The sequence below is a fragment of the Streptomyces clavuligerus genome, assembly GCF_005519465.1.
GTDB classification, from domain to species: domain Bacteria; phylum Actinomycetota; class Actinomycetes; order Streptomycetales; family Streptomycetaceae; genus Streptomyces; species Streptomyces clavuligerus.
Window position 1 is genome coordinate 5,292,133 of the sequence record NZ_CP027858.1, and the last position, 15,567, is coordinate 5,307,699.

At 69.7% G+C, this 15,567-nt stretch carries 11 protein-coding genes and 1 tRNA gene; 4 read left to right on the forward strand and 8 right to left on the reverse strand.

Annotated elements, in window-relative coordinates:
• The first annotated feature begins 6 nt into the window (after positions 1–6).
• Positions 7–765, forward strand: coding sequence for an SIMPL domain-containing protein (locus CRV15_RS22295; protein WP_003956624.1), 759 nt, complete (start codon positions 7–9; stop codon positions 763–765).
• Between the two features lie 153 nt (positions 766–918).
• Positions 919–2,352: a pyruvate kinase gene (gene pyk, locus CRV15_RS22300; protein ID WP_003956625.1), complete on the forward strand. Its 1,434-nt coding sequence runs from the start codon at positions 919–921 to the stop codon at positions 2,350–2,352.
• A 60-nt stretch (positions 2,353–2,412) separates the two neighbouring features.
• Here pyk and CRV15_RS22305 read toward each other — a convergent pair.
• Positions 2,413–2,485: transfer RNA gene (locus CRV15_RS22305), tRNA-Leu, on the reverse strand.
• A gap of 99 nt (positions 2,486–2,584) precedes the next feature.
• Between CRV15_RS22305 and CRV15_RS22310 the strand changes: the two genes are divergently transcribed.
• Positions 2,585–3,238: an ANTAR domain-containing response regulator gene (locus CRV15_RS22310; RefSeq protein ID WP_003956626.1), complete on the forward strand. Its 654-nt coding sequence runs from the start codon at positions 2,585–2,587 to the stop codon at positions 3,236–3,238.
• 132 nt (positions 3,239–3,370) lie between these two features.
• On the opposite strand, the gene CRV15_RS22315 is transcribed toward CRV15_RS22310, so the two are convergent.
• The 7 genes from CRV15_RS22315 to CRV15_RS22345 form a co-directional block, all read right to left on the reverse strand.
• Complete coding sequence (locus CRV15_RS22315) at positions 3,371–4,087, reverse strand: ABC transporter ATP-binding protein (protein WP_003956627.1); 717 nt, start codon at positions 4,085–4,087, stop codon at positions 3,371–3,373.
• On the reverse strand, positions 4,084–4,986 hold the full coding sequence (locus CRV15_RS22320; protein ID WP_003960105.1) for an ABC transporter ATP-binding protein: 903 nt from the start codon (positions 4,984–4,986) through the stop codon (positions 4,084–4,086). Before CRV15_RS22320 ends, CRV15_RS22315 begins: the two co-directional genes overlap by 4 nt.
• 5 nt (positions 4,987–4,991) lie before the next feature.
• Positions 4,992–6,749 carry a branched-chain amino acid ABC transporter permease gene (locus tag CRV15_RS22325; RefSeq protein WP_003960104.1) on the reverse strand — a complete coding sequence of 586 codons (1,758 nt, stop codon included), beginning with the start codon at positions 6,747–6,749 and terminating at the stop codon, positions 4,992–4,994.
• 5 nt (positions 6,750–6,754) lie between these two features.
• Positions 6,755–7,687 (reverse strand): branched-chain amino acid ABC transporter permease, encoded by a 933-nt coding sequence (locus CRV15_RS22330; RefSeq protein ID WP_003956630.1) that lies wholly within the window; start codon positions 7,685–7,687, stop codon positions 6,755–6,757.
• Positions 7,688–7,788: 101 nt separating this feature from the next.
• Positions 7,789–9,024, reverse strand: a complete 1,236-nt coding sequence (locus tag CRV15_RS22335; RefSeq protein ID WP_003956631.1) for a branched-chain amino acid ABC transporter substrate-binding protein — start codon at positions 9,022–9,024, stop codon at positions 7,789–7,791.
• 503 nt (positions 9,025–9,527) lie between these two features.
• Positions 9,528–10,016, reverse strand: coding sequence for a PaaI family thioesterase (locus CRV15_RS22340; protein ID WP_009995830.1), 489 nt, complete (start codon positions 10,014–10,016; stop codon positions 9,528–9,530).
• Positions 10,017–10,212: 196 nt separating this feature from the next.
• Positions 10,213–12,588, reverse strand: coding sequence for an FdhF/YdeP family oxidoreductase (locus CRV15_RS22345; RefSeq protein ID WP_003956633.1), 2,376 nt, complete (start codon positions 12,586–12,588; stop codon positions 10,213–10,215).
• A 231-nt stretch (positions 12,589–12,819) separates the two neighbouring features.
• On the opposite strand from CRV15_RS22345, the gene polA reads away from it, so the two are divergent.
• Entirely contained in the window at positions 12,820–15,474 is a 2,655-nt protein-coding gene (polA, locus tag CRV15_RS22350) for a DNA polymerase I (protein WP_009995826.1), read from the forward strand.
• Positions 15,475–15,567 lie beyond the last annotated feature (93 nt).

Sequence of the window (15,567 nt, forward strand, 5' to 3'; positions counted from 1 at the left end):
CTTCCGTTGACCGCCGACGCGACCACCCCCGCCGCCACCTCCGCCACTCCCGCCGCCCCTTCCCCCGCCGCGCACCAGCCGTTCGCCCCCTACGGCACCCCCGACGCCCCCCGGGTCGCCGTGGTCGGCGAAGCCCGTATCGACGTCGATCCGGAGATCGCCCGGATCGGTGTCACCGTCACCGTGCGCGGCACCGACCGGCGGGCCGCGCTCGACGACCTCGCCCGCCGCAACACCGCCGTCCTGGAGGTCATCAGGTCCTACGGCGAGGCCGTGGAACGGGTGGAGACGGGCGCGTTCTCCGTCAGCCCCGAACTGACCCGCTCGGGGCGCGGCGAACGCGTCCGCGCCTACCACGGCGCGGTGTACATCAGTGCCGAGGTGGGCGACTTCACCGTGGCGGGCGAGCTGATGACCCGGATCGCCGATCTGGAGCTGACCCAGGTCGAGGGCCCCCAGTGGCGGCTGCGCCCCAGCTCGCCCGCGTACGCGGAGGCCCGTCGTACGGCGGTCCGGGAGGCGGTGCGGCGGGCCCGGGAGTACGCCGAGGCCCTGGGCGCCCGGCTGACGGCGCTGCTGGAACTCTCCGACCAGGGCGCGGAGCAGGCCACTCCCTACGGTGGGGCGGACTCCGTGGTGCGGGTGGCCCCCTACGCCGCCCTCGCGGGCGCGGAGTCCGCTCCGGACGTCGAGCTGGAACCGCGCAGGCTGACGGTCGAGGCCCAGGTCACCGCCCGCTTCCTGATGACACCGCCCCGGCTCTGAGCCCACCGTCCGGGCCCGCCGGGCGCTTGTCCGAGCGGGCCCGGGCGCCGTTCAACAGGTGGTCGATATCCATGAATATCCTTTTCACCAAAGGTTATTGGGGACTCATCCGATACCGCCGCTCTACCGATCGGTAAGGCATAGGGTCGCCCCATGCGCCGAGCGAAAATCGTCTGTACCCTCGGGCCGGCCACCGACTCCTACGACCAGATCAAGGCATTGGTCGAGGCCGGAATGGATGTGGCCCGCTTCAATCTCAGCCATGGTTCGTACGCCGATCACGAGGCGCGGTACCACCGGGTCCGCAAGGCGTCCGAGGAACTCGGACGGAGCGTCGGCGTCCTGGCCGATCTTCAAGGTCCGAAGATCAGGCTGGGGCGCTTCCGCGAGGGCCCCGTACTCCTTGAACGCGGCGACACGTTCGTCATCACCGTCGAGGAGCGGGAGGGCGACCGCGACAGCTGCGGGACGACGTACGCCGGGCTCGCCGCCGATGTCACCGCGGGTGAGCGCATCCTCGTGGACGACGGCAGGGTCACCCTGGAGGTGACCGCCGTCGACGGTCCCCGGGTGCGCACCACCGTCATCGAGGGCGGGATGGTCTCGGACCACAAGGGGCTGAATCTGCCCGGTGTCGCGGTCTCCGTCCCCGCCCTCTCCGAGAAGGACATCCAGGATCTGCGCTGGGCGCTGGAGACCGGCGCGGATGTGATCGCCCTGTCCTTCGTCCGCAGCGGCAAGGACATCGAGGACGTCCACCGGGTGATGGACGAGGCGGGACGGCGCGTTCCGGTCATTGCCAAGATCGAGAAGCCGCAGGCGGTCACGCATATCGAGGACATCGTCGCCGCCTTCGACGGCATCATGGTGGCCCGCGGGGACCTCGGGGTCGAAATGCCGCTGGAGCAGGTGCCGATCGTCCAGAAACGGGCGATCAAGCTGGCCAAGCGGAACGCCAAGCCGGTCATCGTCGCCACCCAGATGCTGGACTCGATGATCGACAATTCCCGCCCCACCCGTGCCGAGGCGTCCGACGTGGCCAATGCCGTGATCGACGGCACCGACGCGGTGATGCTGTCCGGTGAGACCAGTGTGGGCAAGTACCCCGTCGAGACGGTGCGGACGATGGGCCGGATCGTGACGGCGGCCGAGGAGGACGTGCTCGCGCAGGGGCTGCCGCCGCTGACCGTGCGGAACAAGCCCCGGACCCAGGGCGGCGCGGTGGCCCGCGCGGCGGCGGAGATCGGCGACTTCCTCGGCGCCGCGTTCCTGGTGGCGTTCACCCAGTCCGGGGACACGGTCAGGCGGCTCTCCCGCTACCGGTCGCCGATCCCGCTGCTGGCCTTCACCCCCGATCCGGCCACCCGCTCCCAGCTCAATCTGACCTGGGGGGTGGAGAGCTTCCTCGGCCCCCGCGTGGAGTCGACCGATGCCATGGTCGCCCAGGTCGACGAGGAGCTGCTGAGGATCGGCCGCTGCCGCCGCGGGGACCTGGTGGTGATCACGGCGGGGTCGCCGCCCGGAGTGCCCGGTTCCACCAATCTGGTCCGGGTCCATCGCATCGGGGAGAGCGATTCGCTCCGCTGAGAAAGCACTGAGGCCCCTCGATCAGGGGCCTCAGTCGTGACCTTGGAAAGCTAGGTAATGTACCCCGGGTGGGATTCGAACCCACGCTGGATGGTGTTTGAGACCACTGCCTCTACCGCTGGGCTACCGGGGCGCCCTTAGAAACAAAGGGCTGGGGACACCCTTCGTGTCCCCACCTTACAGGAGCTGGGTAGGCTCGTGGTGAGCACCCTGCCTTGGAATGAGGAGTCCCGTGACCGCCCCCGACTCACCCCAGCCTGTCGCCGACGACGACGTATCGCACATTCCCCCGCTGACGACCCGTGTGGTGATCGCGGAGGACGAGGCGCTGATCCGGCTCGACCTCAAAGAGATGCTGGAGGAAGAGGGGTACGCGGTCGTGGGCGAGGCCGGAGACGGCCAACGCGCGGTCGAGCTGGCCCGTGAGCACCGCCCCGACCTGGTCATCCTCGATGTGAAGATGCCCGTTCTGGACGGGATCTCCGCCGCCGAGCAGATCGCCGCCGAGTCCATCGCCCCCGTGCTGATGCTGACCGCCTTCTCCCAGCGCGACCTGGTCGAGCGGGCCCGGGACGCCGGGGCGATGGCCTACCTGGTCAAGCCGTTCAGCAAGAGCGATGTCGTCCCCGCCATCGAGATGGCCGTCTCCCGCTTCACCGAGCTGAAGGCCCTGGAGAAGGAGGTCGCCGACCTCTCCCTGCGGCTGGAGACCCGCAAGCTGGTCGACCGGGCCAAGAGCGTCCTGATGACCGAGTACGGGCTGAACGAACCGGCCGCGTTCCGCTGGATCCAGAAGACCTCGATGGACCGCAGGCTCTCCATGCAGCAGGTCGCCGAAGCGGTCATCCAGGACTCCGAGGAGAAGAAGGCGGCCAAGGGGCAGTAGCCCCCCGCGGCTCCCCGCGCCCGCTCCCGGCCCCGCGCCATGGACGAGGGCCCGCACCCCGGACCGGGGAGCGGGCCCTCACCCGTACTCCGTATTCCGAGCGATGACGCCGATCAGTCGCGGCGACGCCGCTCAGTCCTCGCCCAGATACGCCTTCCGGACCGACTCGTCCACCAGCAGATCCCGGCCCGTGCCCGAGAGCACGATGGAACCCACCTCCATCACATGCCCCTGATCGGCGAGCGAGAGCGCGGCCTGCGCGTTCTGCTCCACCAGCAGAATCGTGGTGCCCTGGGCCTTCAGCTCGGTGATGGTCGCCATGATCTTCTGCATCATGATCGGCGAGAGCCCCATGGAGGGCTCGTCCAGCATCAGCAGCTTCGGCTGGGACATCAGCGCCCGCCCCATCGCGAGCATCTGCTGCTCCCCTCCGGAGAGGGTGCCCGCCGCCTGCCTGCTGCGCTCCCCGAGAATGGGGAACAGCTCGTAAGCCCGCTGGATGTCCCGTGCGATACCCGCCTTGTCGGACCGGAGGAACGCGCCGAGCTGGAGATTCTCGGCGATGGTCAGCCGGGGGAAGATATGCCGCCCCTCGGGGGAGTGGGCCAGCCCCAGCGCCACGATCTTGTGCGCGGGGATCTGGCCGAGCGGCTGCCCGTTGAAGACGATCCGCCCCGACGTCGGCTTCAGCAGCCCCGACAGGGTGCGCAGCGTGGTGGTCTTGCCCGCGCCGTTGGTGCCGATCAGGGTCACCACCTGCCCGGCCTCGACGGTGAAGGAGATCCCCTTCACGGCCTCGATCTTGCCGTAGGAGACCCGCAGGTCCTCGACCTCAAGGAGTGCGGTCACTGGGCTTCCCCTTCCGGGCGGGTGGTGCTGTCCGTGCCGTCGCGGTGGGCTTCGGCGCTGTGGGCCTCGGCCGCCTCCACCTCCGCGAGCTCCTCCGCGCCCGGCGCGCCCTCGAACGGCGTCCCGAGATAGGCCGCGATGACCCGCTCGTCGCCCTGGACCGTCTCGGCGGTCCCCTCGATCAGCTTCTCTCCCTGGACCAGACAGGCCACCCGGTCACAGAGGTTGAAGATGAAACGCATGTCGTGCTCGATGACGAGGATCGCCACCCCCTGGTCCCGGATGCCGAAGATCAGCTCTTCGGCCGCCCGGGTCTCCTGCGGGTTCATCCCGGCCGTCGGCTCGTCGAGCAGCAGCAGCCCGGGGTCGCTGGCCAGCGCCCGCGCGATCTCCAGCTTGCGCTGCTCGCCATAGGGGAGGTTGCGCGAGACATGGTCGGCCTTGTGGCTCAGACCGACGAACTCCAGCAGCTCCATGGCCCGTTCGTGCGAGGCCGCCTCGGCCTTCTTGAAGCCGGGGCCGCGCAGCAGCGCCGACCACAGCCCCTCCTTGGTGCGGGTGTGCCGCCCCACGAGGACATTCTCCAGAACGGTCATATTGGCGAACAGCCGGATGTTCTGGAAGGTCCGCGCCACTCCCGCCGTGGTGACGAGGTGCGGCTTGGGCGGCAGCAGGGTGCCCTTGTAGCGGACTTGGCCCTCGGTGGGGACATAGAGGCCGGTGAGACAGTTGAAGAAGGTGGTTTTCCCGGCTCCGTTGGGGCCGATGAGGCCGACGATCTCGCCCGCCCCGACGGTGAGGTCGACCGAGCGCACGGCGGTGAGACCGCCGAACCGCATGGTGACCCCGCTGGCCTCCAGGACCGGAGTGGTCGGCATATCGATGGTGGTCGTCGTCATGGCGTTCACGCCCCCGCCTTGGTGGCGCCGGTGCCCGCGCCGCCCAGCGGTCGTTCGGGCAGATCGGCCTGGTCCGTCTGGTCGGCCTGCTGGGGCTCGTGGTATTCGAGCTGGGCCCGGCGGTTGGCGATCAGTCCCTCGGGGCGGAAGCGCATCAGGACGATCAGCGCGATGCCGAAGCCGAGGAGCTGGTAGTCCTGGAGGAACTGGAGCTTCGCCGGGATCATGTACAGCAGCGTGGCGCCGAGCAGCGGACCGCTGACCGTTCCCATGCCGCCGAGGATCACGGCGGCGAGCAAGAAGGCGGAGTTGGGCGGCACCGGACCGGCGAACTGATACATCTCGGGCACCACGGTGTGCTGGACATGGGCCTGTACGGTTCCGGCGACCCCGGCGAGGGTCGCACCGAGGGCGAAGGCGATCAGCTTGACCCGGAAGCCGTTGATGCCCATGGCGGTGGCGGCGGTCTCGTCCTCCCGGATGGCCACCCAGGCACGCCCGATCCGGGAGTTCTCCGCCCGGGTGAAGACCACGACGACCAGCACCATCGCCAGCAGCATCAGCAGGTAGTAGTTGGCGTAGCTGCCCAGCTCGACCCCGAGGACCGTATGCGGCTCACCGAAGTTGTAGCCGAAGAACTCCAGGTCGGGGATGTTGGGAATGCCGTTGGGGCCATTGGTGATGTGCGGGCCCGACACCCCGTCGAGGTTGCCCATCGCGATCCGGAAGATCTCGCCGAAGCCCAGGGTGACGATGGCGAGATAGTCGCCGCGCAGCCGCAGGGTGGGGGCGCCGATGATCACGCCGAAGATCAGTGAGACCACCGCGCCGGTGAGGACGGACGCCCAGAACGGGAACTGCACGTCGAACGCCGACGCCGTCGAGCCGGAGACCAGCGCGGCGGTGTACGCGCCCACGCCGAGGAAGGCCACATAGCCGAGGTCCAGCAGACCGGCCAGCCCCACCACGATGTTCAGACCGAGGGCGACCGTCGCGAAGATGAGGATGTTGACGGCGATCAGGGTGTAGGTGTCGGTGTTCTGGGTGAACGGGAAGGCCGCGGCGGCGGTGAACGCCGCGATCATCGTCACCTGGCGGTACTTGGCGGTGAGCGCGGAGAGCCGGACGAACACCCCGGCCTTGATCAGACCGGCGACGGCGAAGCCGACGGAGAGGAGATAGCCGGTGAACAGCTCGGCGCCCTCGGTGTCGATGCCATAGGTGATCACGAACAGCCCGAGGCCGAAGACGGCGACGATGATCAGGATCTCGGCCCAGGAGGGCAGTTCCCGGGGCCGGGCCGCCTTGCGGCTGTCGTCCGGCAGCGCGAACGCGGCCAGCGGGACCGCCGAGGCCACGGCGGCGGCGTAGCCGCCCGGTTCGAGGTTGACCAGGCCGTCGAGCTGGACGGCGATGGCGACGACGGTGAACCAGGTGGTGCCGAACGCCCCGAGGGCGTACATCCGCAGGGCCTGGCTGCTGCCCGCAGGCACCAGCCAGCCGAGCCCCTTGACGCCGAGGGCGGCGAGCGCCCCGAGGGCGACGAGCATGCCCGCCACCAGGGACAGGACCTGGAGGCCGCCCGGGTAGCCGTAGACGGTGAGATCGCCGGGGAACGCGTCGGTCCAGGTCCAGGCGAGGAAGGTGCTCGCGACGGTGGCGAGGCCGCCCGCCGCGACGGTCGTGCGGAGCGCGCGGTTACGGGAGTCGTCCGCCGCGGTCTGCGCGCCGGTGGCCTGGGTGGTGGTGTCTTCTGTGGTCATGGTTCTCACGCCCGATCCGCGACGCGCTCACCGAGCAGACCCTGCGGCCTGACGAGCAGCACGAGAATGAGCAGGACAAAGGCCCAGACATTGGACCAGGCGCCGCCGCCGAGCTGGCTCATGCCCGGGATGTCCTCGATGTACGCGATCGACAGCGACTCGGCGAGGCCGAGGACGACCCCGCCGACCATCGCGCCGTAGATATTGCCGATGCCGCCGAGGACCGCGGCGGTGAAGGCCTTGAGTCCGAGGATGAAGCCCATCTCAAAGTTGATCTGGCCCTTGTCCAGGCCGTAGGCGACGGCGGCGACGGCGGCGAACGCGGCGCCGACGGCGAAGGCCATGACGATGATCCGGTCGGTGTTGATGCCCATGAGCTTCGCGGTGTCCGGGTCCTGCGCGGTGGCCTGCATGGCGCGTCCGCTGCGGCTCTTGGAGACGAACAGCCCCAGGGCGAGCATGCACAGCGGCGCCAGGATCAGGACGAAGGCGTCGGCCCGCTGGATGAGCAGGTCGTCGGTGATCCGGAAGGCGTCACCGGTGAACTCGGGGAAGCTCTTGTGCTTCTTGGCGTCCGGGTAGAAACCCCAGACGAGCTGCTGAAGGGCGATGGAGAGACCGATCGCGGTGATCAGCGGCGCGAGTCGGGGAGCCCCGCGCAGAGGGCGGTAGGCGAACCGCTCGGCGGCGGTCGCGACGCCGACGGCGGCGATGGCGCCACCTATGATCATCAGGGGTATCGCTACTGCCAGCGACACGCCGCTGGGAAGCCAGACATAGATGGTGAGGGCGCCGAAGCCCCCGATCATGAAGATCTCGCCATGGGCGAAGTTGATGAGCTGCACGATGCCGTAGACCATGGTGTACCCGATGGCGATGAGACCGTAGAGGGCACCCAGAGCGAGGCCGTTCGCCAGCTGTTGCGGCAGTTCGTTCACCGCAGAGCCTCCGATGAGCGTGTCGGATATGACTCCGCGCGAGGGCGCGGTCTGCACCCTCGCGCGGCTGGTTCAGGGAAAGCGGGGTTCGAAGGGCCTGGTCAGTCCTGGAACGTGGAGCTCTTCAGGTCGGTCCACTTGCCGTTCTTGACGGTGTAGACGGTGAGCTGCTTGTTGGTGGTGTCGCCGTACTCGTCGAAGGCGACCTGCCCGGTCACACCGGCGAAGGAGACCTTGGACATGGCCTCGGTGACCTTGGCGCGGGCGTCGTCCGGCACCTTGTTGCCGTTGGCGGCCACCACGGTCTTGACCGCCTGGACGATCGCCCAGGCCGCGTCGTACGAGTAGCCGCCGTACGCCGCGTAGGGGTCCTTGTACCCGCCGGCGCTGTAGTCCGCGATGAACTTCTTCGCCGTGTCCAGCTTCTCGATCGGGTAGCCGACGGAGGTGGCGATGTCGCCTTCGTTGGGCTCGCCGGAGGCGCTGATGAACGCGGGGTCGTAGAGCGCGTCACCGCCCATGGTGGGGATCTTCGCCCCGACCTTCTTGATCTGGTCGGAGAGAAGACCGCCCTCGGGGTACTGCCCGCCGAAGTAGACCGAGTCCGCGCCCGACGCCTTGACCTTGTCGGCGGTGCTGGAGAAGTCGGTCTCCTTCACCGTGACGTGGTCCTCGCCGACGACCTTGCCGCCGAGGCGCTTGAACTCGGCGGAGAAGATCTGGGCGAGCCCGGCGCCGTAGGTCTGCTTGTCGTCGACGACGTAGACCTTCTTCTTCTTGGCGTCGTTGAAGAGGTACTGGGCGGCGAACTTGCCCTGGACCACATCCGTGGTGGCGGTGCGGAAGTAGGTCTTGAAGGGACGTTCTTTCTTGCCCTCACCCCACTTGTTGCCCTGCGAGAGCGCCGGGTTGGTGTTGGCCGGGGAGACCTGGGTCAGATTGGCCTTGGCGAAGTCGCCCTGCATGGACTGGGCCACTCCGGAGTTCAGCGGTCCCACCACACCGAGGACCTTTCCGTCGCCCACCAGCTTCTGGGCGTTGGCCTGACCGGACGCGGGCACGGCCTGGTCGTCGTAGGCGACCGTCTTGAATTCGACGCCCGGTACTTCGTTGTTCTTGTTCGCGGTCTTGACCGCGAGATCCACGGAGTTCTTGATGCCCTGGCCGAGGGCGGTCAGCGAGCCCGTCAGCGGGGCGTCGACGCCGATGATCACCGTGGTCTTACTGCTGCTGCCGCCTTCGGACTTCTTGTTGTCGTCGCGCGATCCGCAGGCGGTGAGCGAGAGCGCCCCCGTGGTGACCACGGCGGTGAGTATGAGCAAGGAACGGTTGCGCACGATGAGTCCTTTCCCTGGCGCGGCCCCTCCCCCTGAGGTGCCGTGGAGTCGCCGGGCCGTACATGGAGGTACACGGGCCGTGCTGACTGCGCCCGGCGGCGCGGTAACTGGCCGTGACTCTAGGCGTAGGCGATGGGGAGGGTCACTAACGACAGCAGGATGTGACGTTCTTGTTATGACCTGGCCAACATCCGGTGCAGGGAGTGGGACAGAAGGGGCGATCCGCCGCAGGAAACGGGCGTCCAAAACTCCAGAACAGGCAGTTCTGCTCAGGCCCTTGAGGGGATCTTGGTACTGACAGGGGCCATGGTGCGCGGATGTCCGGTTGCGGCCCCGAGGGGTGCGGGGAGGGGCGGGGAATCCGGATGTCCACATCCGGATTCCGGCTACGGAGAGTGATGTCGACGGGGGTGTGGCGGGCGAGAGCACGGCGGCGGCCCTGCCGCCGGGCCCGGGGTGTCCGGGCGGGCGACAGGGCCGCGGTCGAGCGGTGGGGGAGGGCCTCAGCCCGCGTCGTCACGCCGCGCGACACCCGGCGCGGGCATATCCCGGATCATGCAGGTCAGCCGGGCGCTGCACACCCGCCGCCCCTGGTCGTCGGTGATGGCGATCTCGTACGTGGCCGTCGAACGCCCCCGGTGCAGCGCCGTCGCCACCCCGGTGACCAGCCCGGACCGCGCGCCGCGATGGTGGGTGCAGTTGAGGTCCACCCCCACCGCCATCCGGGAGCTGCCGCCGTGCAGCATCGCGCCGAGCGAGCCCAGGGTCTCCGCGAGCACCGCCGAGGCGCCGCCGTGCAGCAGACCGTACGGCTGGGTGTTGCCCTCCACCGGCATGGTCCCCACCACCCGCTCCGCCGACACCTCCTGCACCCGGATGCCCATACGGTTGCCGATGCTGCCGGCGGAGAACAGCGTGGGCAGATCCACCCCGAGCGCCGTGTACTCGTCGATGACCTCTTGCGGGAACTTCACGGGTGACTCGTCGCCCATGGCACGGCTCCGTTCTGGGTGTGGTCGCATGCTGTGCGCACCGTTCTAGCAAACGGGATGAGCGAACGCTTAGCCCCGGCGGGGATTTCCCGCCGGGGCGAAGATCACACCCCCGTGGACGTGCGAGGGCCCCTCCCCCGGGGTAGGAGCGTCCCCTTCCGCTCGCCGCCCGGGGCTTCCGCTCAGCGGCTTCCGCTCAGGGGTTCTCCGTCGCAGGGCTCCCCGTCCCCGGGCCCTCCGTTCCGGGGATCTCCGTCCCGAGTCCCTCCGTTCCGAGTCCCACCGCCCCGGGGTTCTCCGTCCCGGGGTTCTCGAACCGCACCACCACGGACTTGCTCACCGGGGTGTTGCTCGTGTCCGCCGTCGAGTCCAACGGCACCAGCACATTCGTCTCCGGGTAGTACGCCGCGGCACACCCCCGCGCCGTCGGATAGTGCACCACCCGGAAGCCGGGGGCCCGCCGCTCCACGCCGTCCGTCCACTCACTGACCAGATCGGTGTACGCGCCGTCGGCGAGCCCCAGCCCCGCCGCGTCCTCCGGATGCACCAGCACCACCCGGCGCCCGCCCCTGATCCCCCGATAGCGGTCGTCCAGACCGTAGATCGTGGTGTTGTACTGGTCGTGCGAGCGCAGCGTCTGAAGCAGCAACCGCCCCTCGGGCACCCGCGGATACTCCACCGGGGCCGCGGTGAAATTGGCCTTCCCCGTGGCCGTCGGGAAGCGGCGCTCGTCACGCGGGGCGTGCGGCAGCGTGAACCCGCCCGGCCGGGCGATCTTCTCGTTGAAGTCCTCGAAGCCGGGGATCACCCGCGCGATCCGGTCGCGGATCGTCCCGTAGTCCGCCTCGAACCCCTCCCACGGAGTCGCCGATCCCGGGCCGAGCACCGCCCGCGCCAGCCGAGCCACGATCGCGGGCTCCGAGAGCAGCTCCGCAGAGGCCGGGGGCAGATTCCCGCGGGACGCGTGCACCATCCCCATGGAGTCCTCCACCGTAACCACCTGCCGCCCGCCCCGCTGCACATCCCGGTCGGTACGCCCCAGCGTGGGCAGGATCAGCGCCCGCGCGCCGGTGACCACATGGGAACGGTTCAGCTTGGTGGAGACCTGGACGGTCAGCCGCGCCCGGCGCATCGCCGCCTCGGTCACCCCGGTGTCGGGACTCGCCGCCACGAAGTTCCCGCCCATCGCGAAGAACACCTTCGCCCCGCCGTCGCGCAGCGCCCGGATCGAGCGGACCACGTCGAGGCCGTGATGGCGCGGCGGGGCGAAACCGAACTCCTTCTCCAGCGCGTCCAGGAACGCCGCCGCCGGACGCTCGAAGATGCCCATCGTGCGGTCGCCCTGGACATTGGAGTGCCCGCGCACGGGGCAGACACCCGCCCCCGGACGGCCGACCGCGCCCCGCAGCAGCAGGAAATTGACCAGCTCACGGATGGTGGCCACGGCATGCTTGTGCTGGGTCAGACCCATCGCCCAGCACACCACCGTACGGCGCGACTCCAGGACCATCGCCAGCGCCCGCTCCACCTCCGCGCGCTCCAGCCCCGTCGCCGCCAGCGTCTCGTCCCAGCCCGCCGTCAGCGCGGCCCCGCGGAACGCCTCGTACCCATGGGTGTACGTCCGCACGAACTCCTCGTCCACCCCGCCGTCCGCCTCGATGACCAGCCGGTTCAACATCCGGAACAGCGCCTGGTCGCCGCCGATGCGGATCTGGAGGAAGAGGTCGTTGAGCGGAGTCCCCCGGAGCATGCCCCGGGCGGTCTGCGGGTTCTTGAACCGCTCCATGCCCGCCTCGGGCAGCGGATTCACCGAGATGATCCTCGCCCCGGCGGACTTGGCCCGCTCCAGCGCGGAGAGCATCCGGGGATGGTTGGTCCCCGGGTTCTGCCCGGCGACGATGATCAGATCGGCCTGGTGCAGATCCTCCAGCGAGACACTGCCCTTGCCGACCCCCAGGGTCTCCGTGAGCGCCGACCCCGAGGACTCATGGCACATGTTCGAACAATCAGGGAGATTGTTCGTACCGAACTCCCGGGCGAAGAGCTGGAGCAGGAACGCGGCCTCGTTGCTCGTACGCCCCGAGGTGTAGAAGACCGCCTCGTCCGGCGAGGACAGCGCCGTCAGCTCCTCCGCGATCATCGCGAAGGCCCGCTCCCAGCTCACCGGCTCATAGTGCGCGGCCCCCGCCGGGAGATACATGGGATGGGTGATCCGGCCCTGCTGGCCCAGCCAGTACCCGCTGCGCCCGGCCAGCTCCGCGACCGGATGCGCGGCGAAGAACTCCGGCGTCACCCGGCGCAGCGTCGCCTCCTCGGCCACCGCCTTCGCGCCGTTCTCGCAGAACTCCGCCACATGGCGGCGGTCCCCCTCGGGCCAGGCGCACCCCGGACAGTCGAAACCGTCCTTCTGGTTGACCTTGAGCAGGGTCGCGGCCGTCCGCCGCACCCCCATCTGGCGCCGGGCGGCCCTCAGGGTGTGCCCGATCGCGGGCAGACCGGCCGCGGCGTGCTCGGGCGCGCCGACCTCGGGGGCGTCCTGGACCGGATCGCCTACGGGTGGTTTACGGGCCATCGTGCTCCCCCTTGAGCGCGGAATCTGCGGGCCGTACAGGTCCTGCGGATGCTGCCGGGTGCCGGCTCCTCCGGTCTCCCCCGGCCCTTCCGATCCTGTCACGCCCCACCGACAACGGCGCCCCGGCGGCCGGCGTGGACGGCGATGTCAGTGGTCCGTGGCAGGATCGTGTCCGTGGATCGGACAGCATCGAAGAAGACCCCAGACGACAACCGCCCCCGGCTGCTCCTCATGGACGGGCACTCCCTGGCGTACCGGGCGTTCTTCGCGCTGCCCGCGGAGAACTTCTCGACCGCGAGCGGCCAGACGACCAACGCCATCTACGGCTTCGCGTCGATGCTGGCGAACACCCTGCGTGACGAGGCGCCGACCCACTTCGCCGTGGCGTTCGACGTCTCCCGCAAGACCTGGCGCTCGAAGGACTACCCCGAGTACAAGGCGAACCGCTCCGCGACCCCCGACGAGTTCAAGGGCCAGGTCGAGCTGATCGGCGAGCTGCTCGACACCATGAACGCGGTGCGCTTCGCGGTCGACGGCTTCGAGGCGGACGACATCATCGCCACCCTCGCCACCCAGGCCGAGGCCGAGGGCTTCGACGTCCTGATCGTCACCGGGGACCGGGACTCCTTCCAGCTCGTCAGCGAGCACACCACCGTGCTCTACCCCACCAAGGGGGTCTCCGAGCTGACCCGCTTCACCCCGGAGAAGGTCCAGGAGAAGTACGGGCTCACCCCGAGCCAGTACCCCGACTTCGCCGCCCTGCGCGGCGACCCCTCCGACAACCTCCCCGGCATCCCCGGCGTCGGCGAGAAGACCGCCGCCAAGTGGATCAACCAGTTCGGCTCCTTCGCCGAGCTGGTCGAACGGGCCGACGAGGTCAAGGGCAAGGTCGGCCAGTCGTTCCGCGACCACCTGGAGGCCGTCAAGCTCAACCGCCACCTGACCGAGCTGGTCCGCGACGTCGAACTGGCGAAGCCGGTCGCCGGGCTGGAGCGCGCCCCCTACGACCGCTCCGCGCTGAAGAACTTCCTGGAGATCCTGGAGATCCGCAACCCCAGCCTGCGCGAGCGGCTGCTGGCGGTCGACCCCGGCGCCACCGAGGACGAGGCCCCCGCCCCCGAGGCGGGCATCGAGCTGGACGGCTCGGTACTGGCCACCGGGGAGCTGGCGCCCTGGCTGGAGAGCCACGGGGCGCAGCCGCTCGGCGTGGCCACCGTGACGAGCTGGTCCCTGGGCACCGGCCAGGTCTCCGAGATCGCCCTCGCCGCCGCCGACGGCAAGGCGGCCTGGTTCGACACCACCCGGCTGGACGAGGCCGACGAGCGCGCCTTCGCCGCCTGGATCGCGGACCCCGCCCGCCCCAAGGTGATGCACAACGCCAAGGACGCCCTGCGGGTCTTCCCCGAGCACGGCTGGCGCGTCGACGGCATCACCATGGACACCGCCCTCGCCGCCTACCTCGTCAAGCCCGGCCGCCGCTCCTTCGCCCTCGACGCCCTCTCCGTCGAATACCTCCACCGCGAACTGGTCCCGGCCGCCGCCGACGGACAGCTCGCCTTCGGCACCGACGAGCACGCCGAGGCCGACGCCCTCATGGCCCAGGCCCGTGCCGTGCTCGACCTCGGCGACGCCTTCACCGCGCGGCTGGAAGAGGTCGGCGCCACCGAGCTGCTGCACGACATGGAGCTGCCCACCTCCGAACTGCTGGCCCGGATGGAGCGCCACGGCATCGCCGCCGACCGGGCCCATCTGGAATCGATGGAACACCTCTTCGCGGGCGCCGTGCAGCAGGCCGTGAAGGAGGCCCACGCCACCGTCGGCCACGAGTTCAACCTCGGCTCGCCCAAACAGCTCCAGGAGGTCTTCTTCGGCGAGCTGAACCTCCCCAAGACGAAGAAGACCAAGACCGGCTACACCACCGACGCGGACGCGCTCGCCTGGCTCGCCGGCCAGACCGAGCACGAACTGCCGGTGATCATGCTGCGCCACCGGGAGCAGGCCCGGCTGCGCTCCACCGTCGAGGGCCTGATCAAGACCGTCGCCGCCGACGGCAGGATTCACACCACCTTCAGCCAGACCGTCGCGGCGACGGGCCGTCTCTCCTCCACGGACCCGAACCTCCAGAACGTCCCGGTGCGCACCGACGAGGGCCGGGCCATCCGCCGGGGCTTCGTCGTCGGCGAGGGCTTCGAGTCCCTGATGACCGCCGACTACAGCCAGATCGAACTGCGGGTGATGGCGCACCTCTCCCAGGACGAGGGGCTGATCCGGGCCTTCACCTCCGGCGAGGACCTGCACAACACGGTCGCCTCCCAGGTGTTCGGCGTGGCGACCTCCGAGGTCGACGCGGAGATGCGCCGGAAGATCAAGGCGATGTCCTACGGGCTGGCCTACGGCCTGTCGGCGTTCGGTCTCTCCCAGCAGCTCAACATCGAGGCGGGCGAGGCCCGGGCCCTGATGGACACCTACTTCGAGCGGTTCGGCGGGGTCCGGGACTACCTCCGCCATGTCGTGGACGAGGCCAGGGCCACCGGCTACACCGCGACGATGCTCGGCCGCCGCCGCTACCTGCCCGACCTCAACAGCGACAACCGCCAGCGCCGCGAGGCCGCCGAACGCATGGCGCTCAACGCCCCGATCCAGGGCACGGCGGCCGACATCGTCAAGATCGCGATGCTCCGGGTGGACCGGGCGCTCCGCGAGGCCGGCCTCTCCTCCCGGCTGCTGCTCCAGGTCCACGACGAGATCGTGCTGGAGATCTCCCCGGGCGAGCGCGACGAAGTCGAGACGATCGTGCGCCGCGAGATGTCCTCCGCTGTGGAGCTGAGCGCACCGCTGGACGTCTCGGTCGGCGTGGGCGCGGACTGGGAGTCGGCCGCCCACTGAGCCGAGGACCCCAGCTCGGGCCGGGTGGTGCCGCCATCCGGCCCGAGGGCTCGCGCACGCCCCGCCCCGGAGACAGCGGGCCGCCGCTTCGCC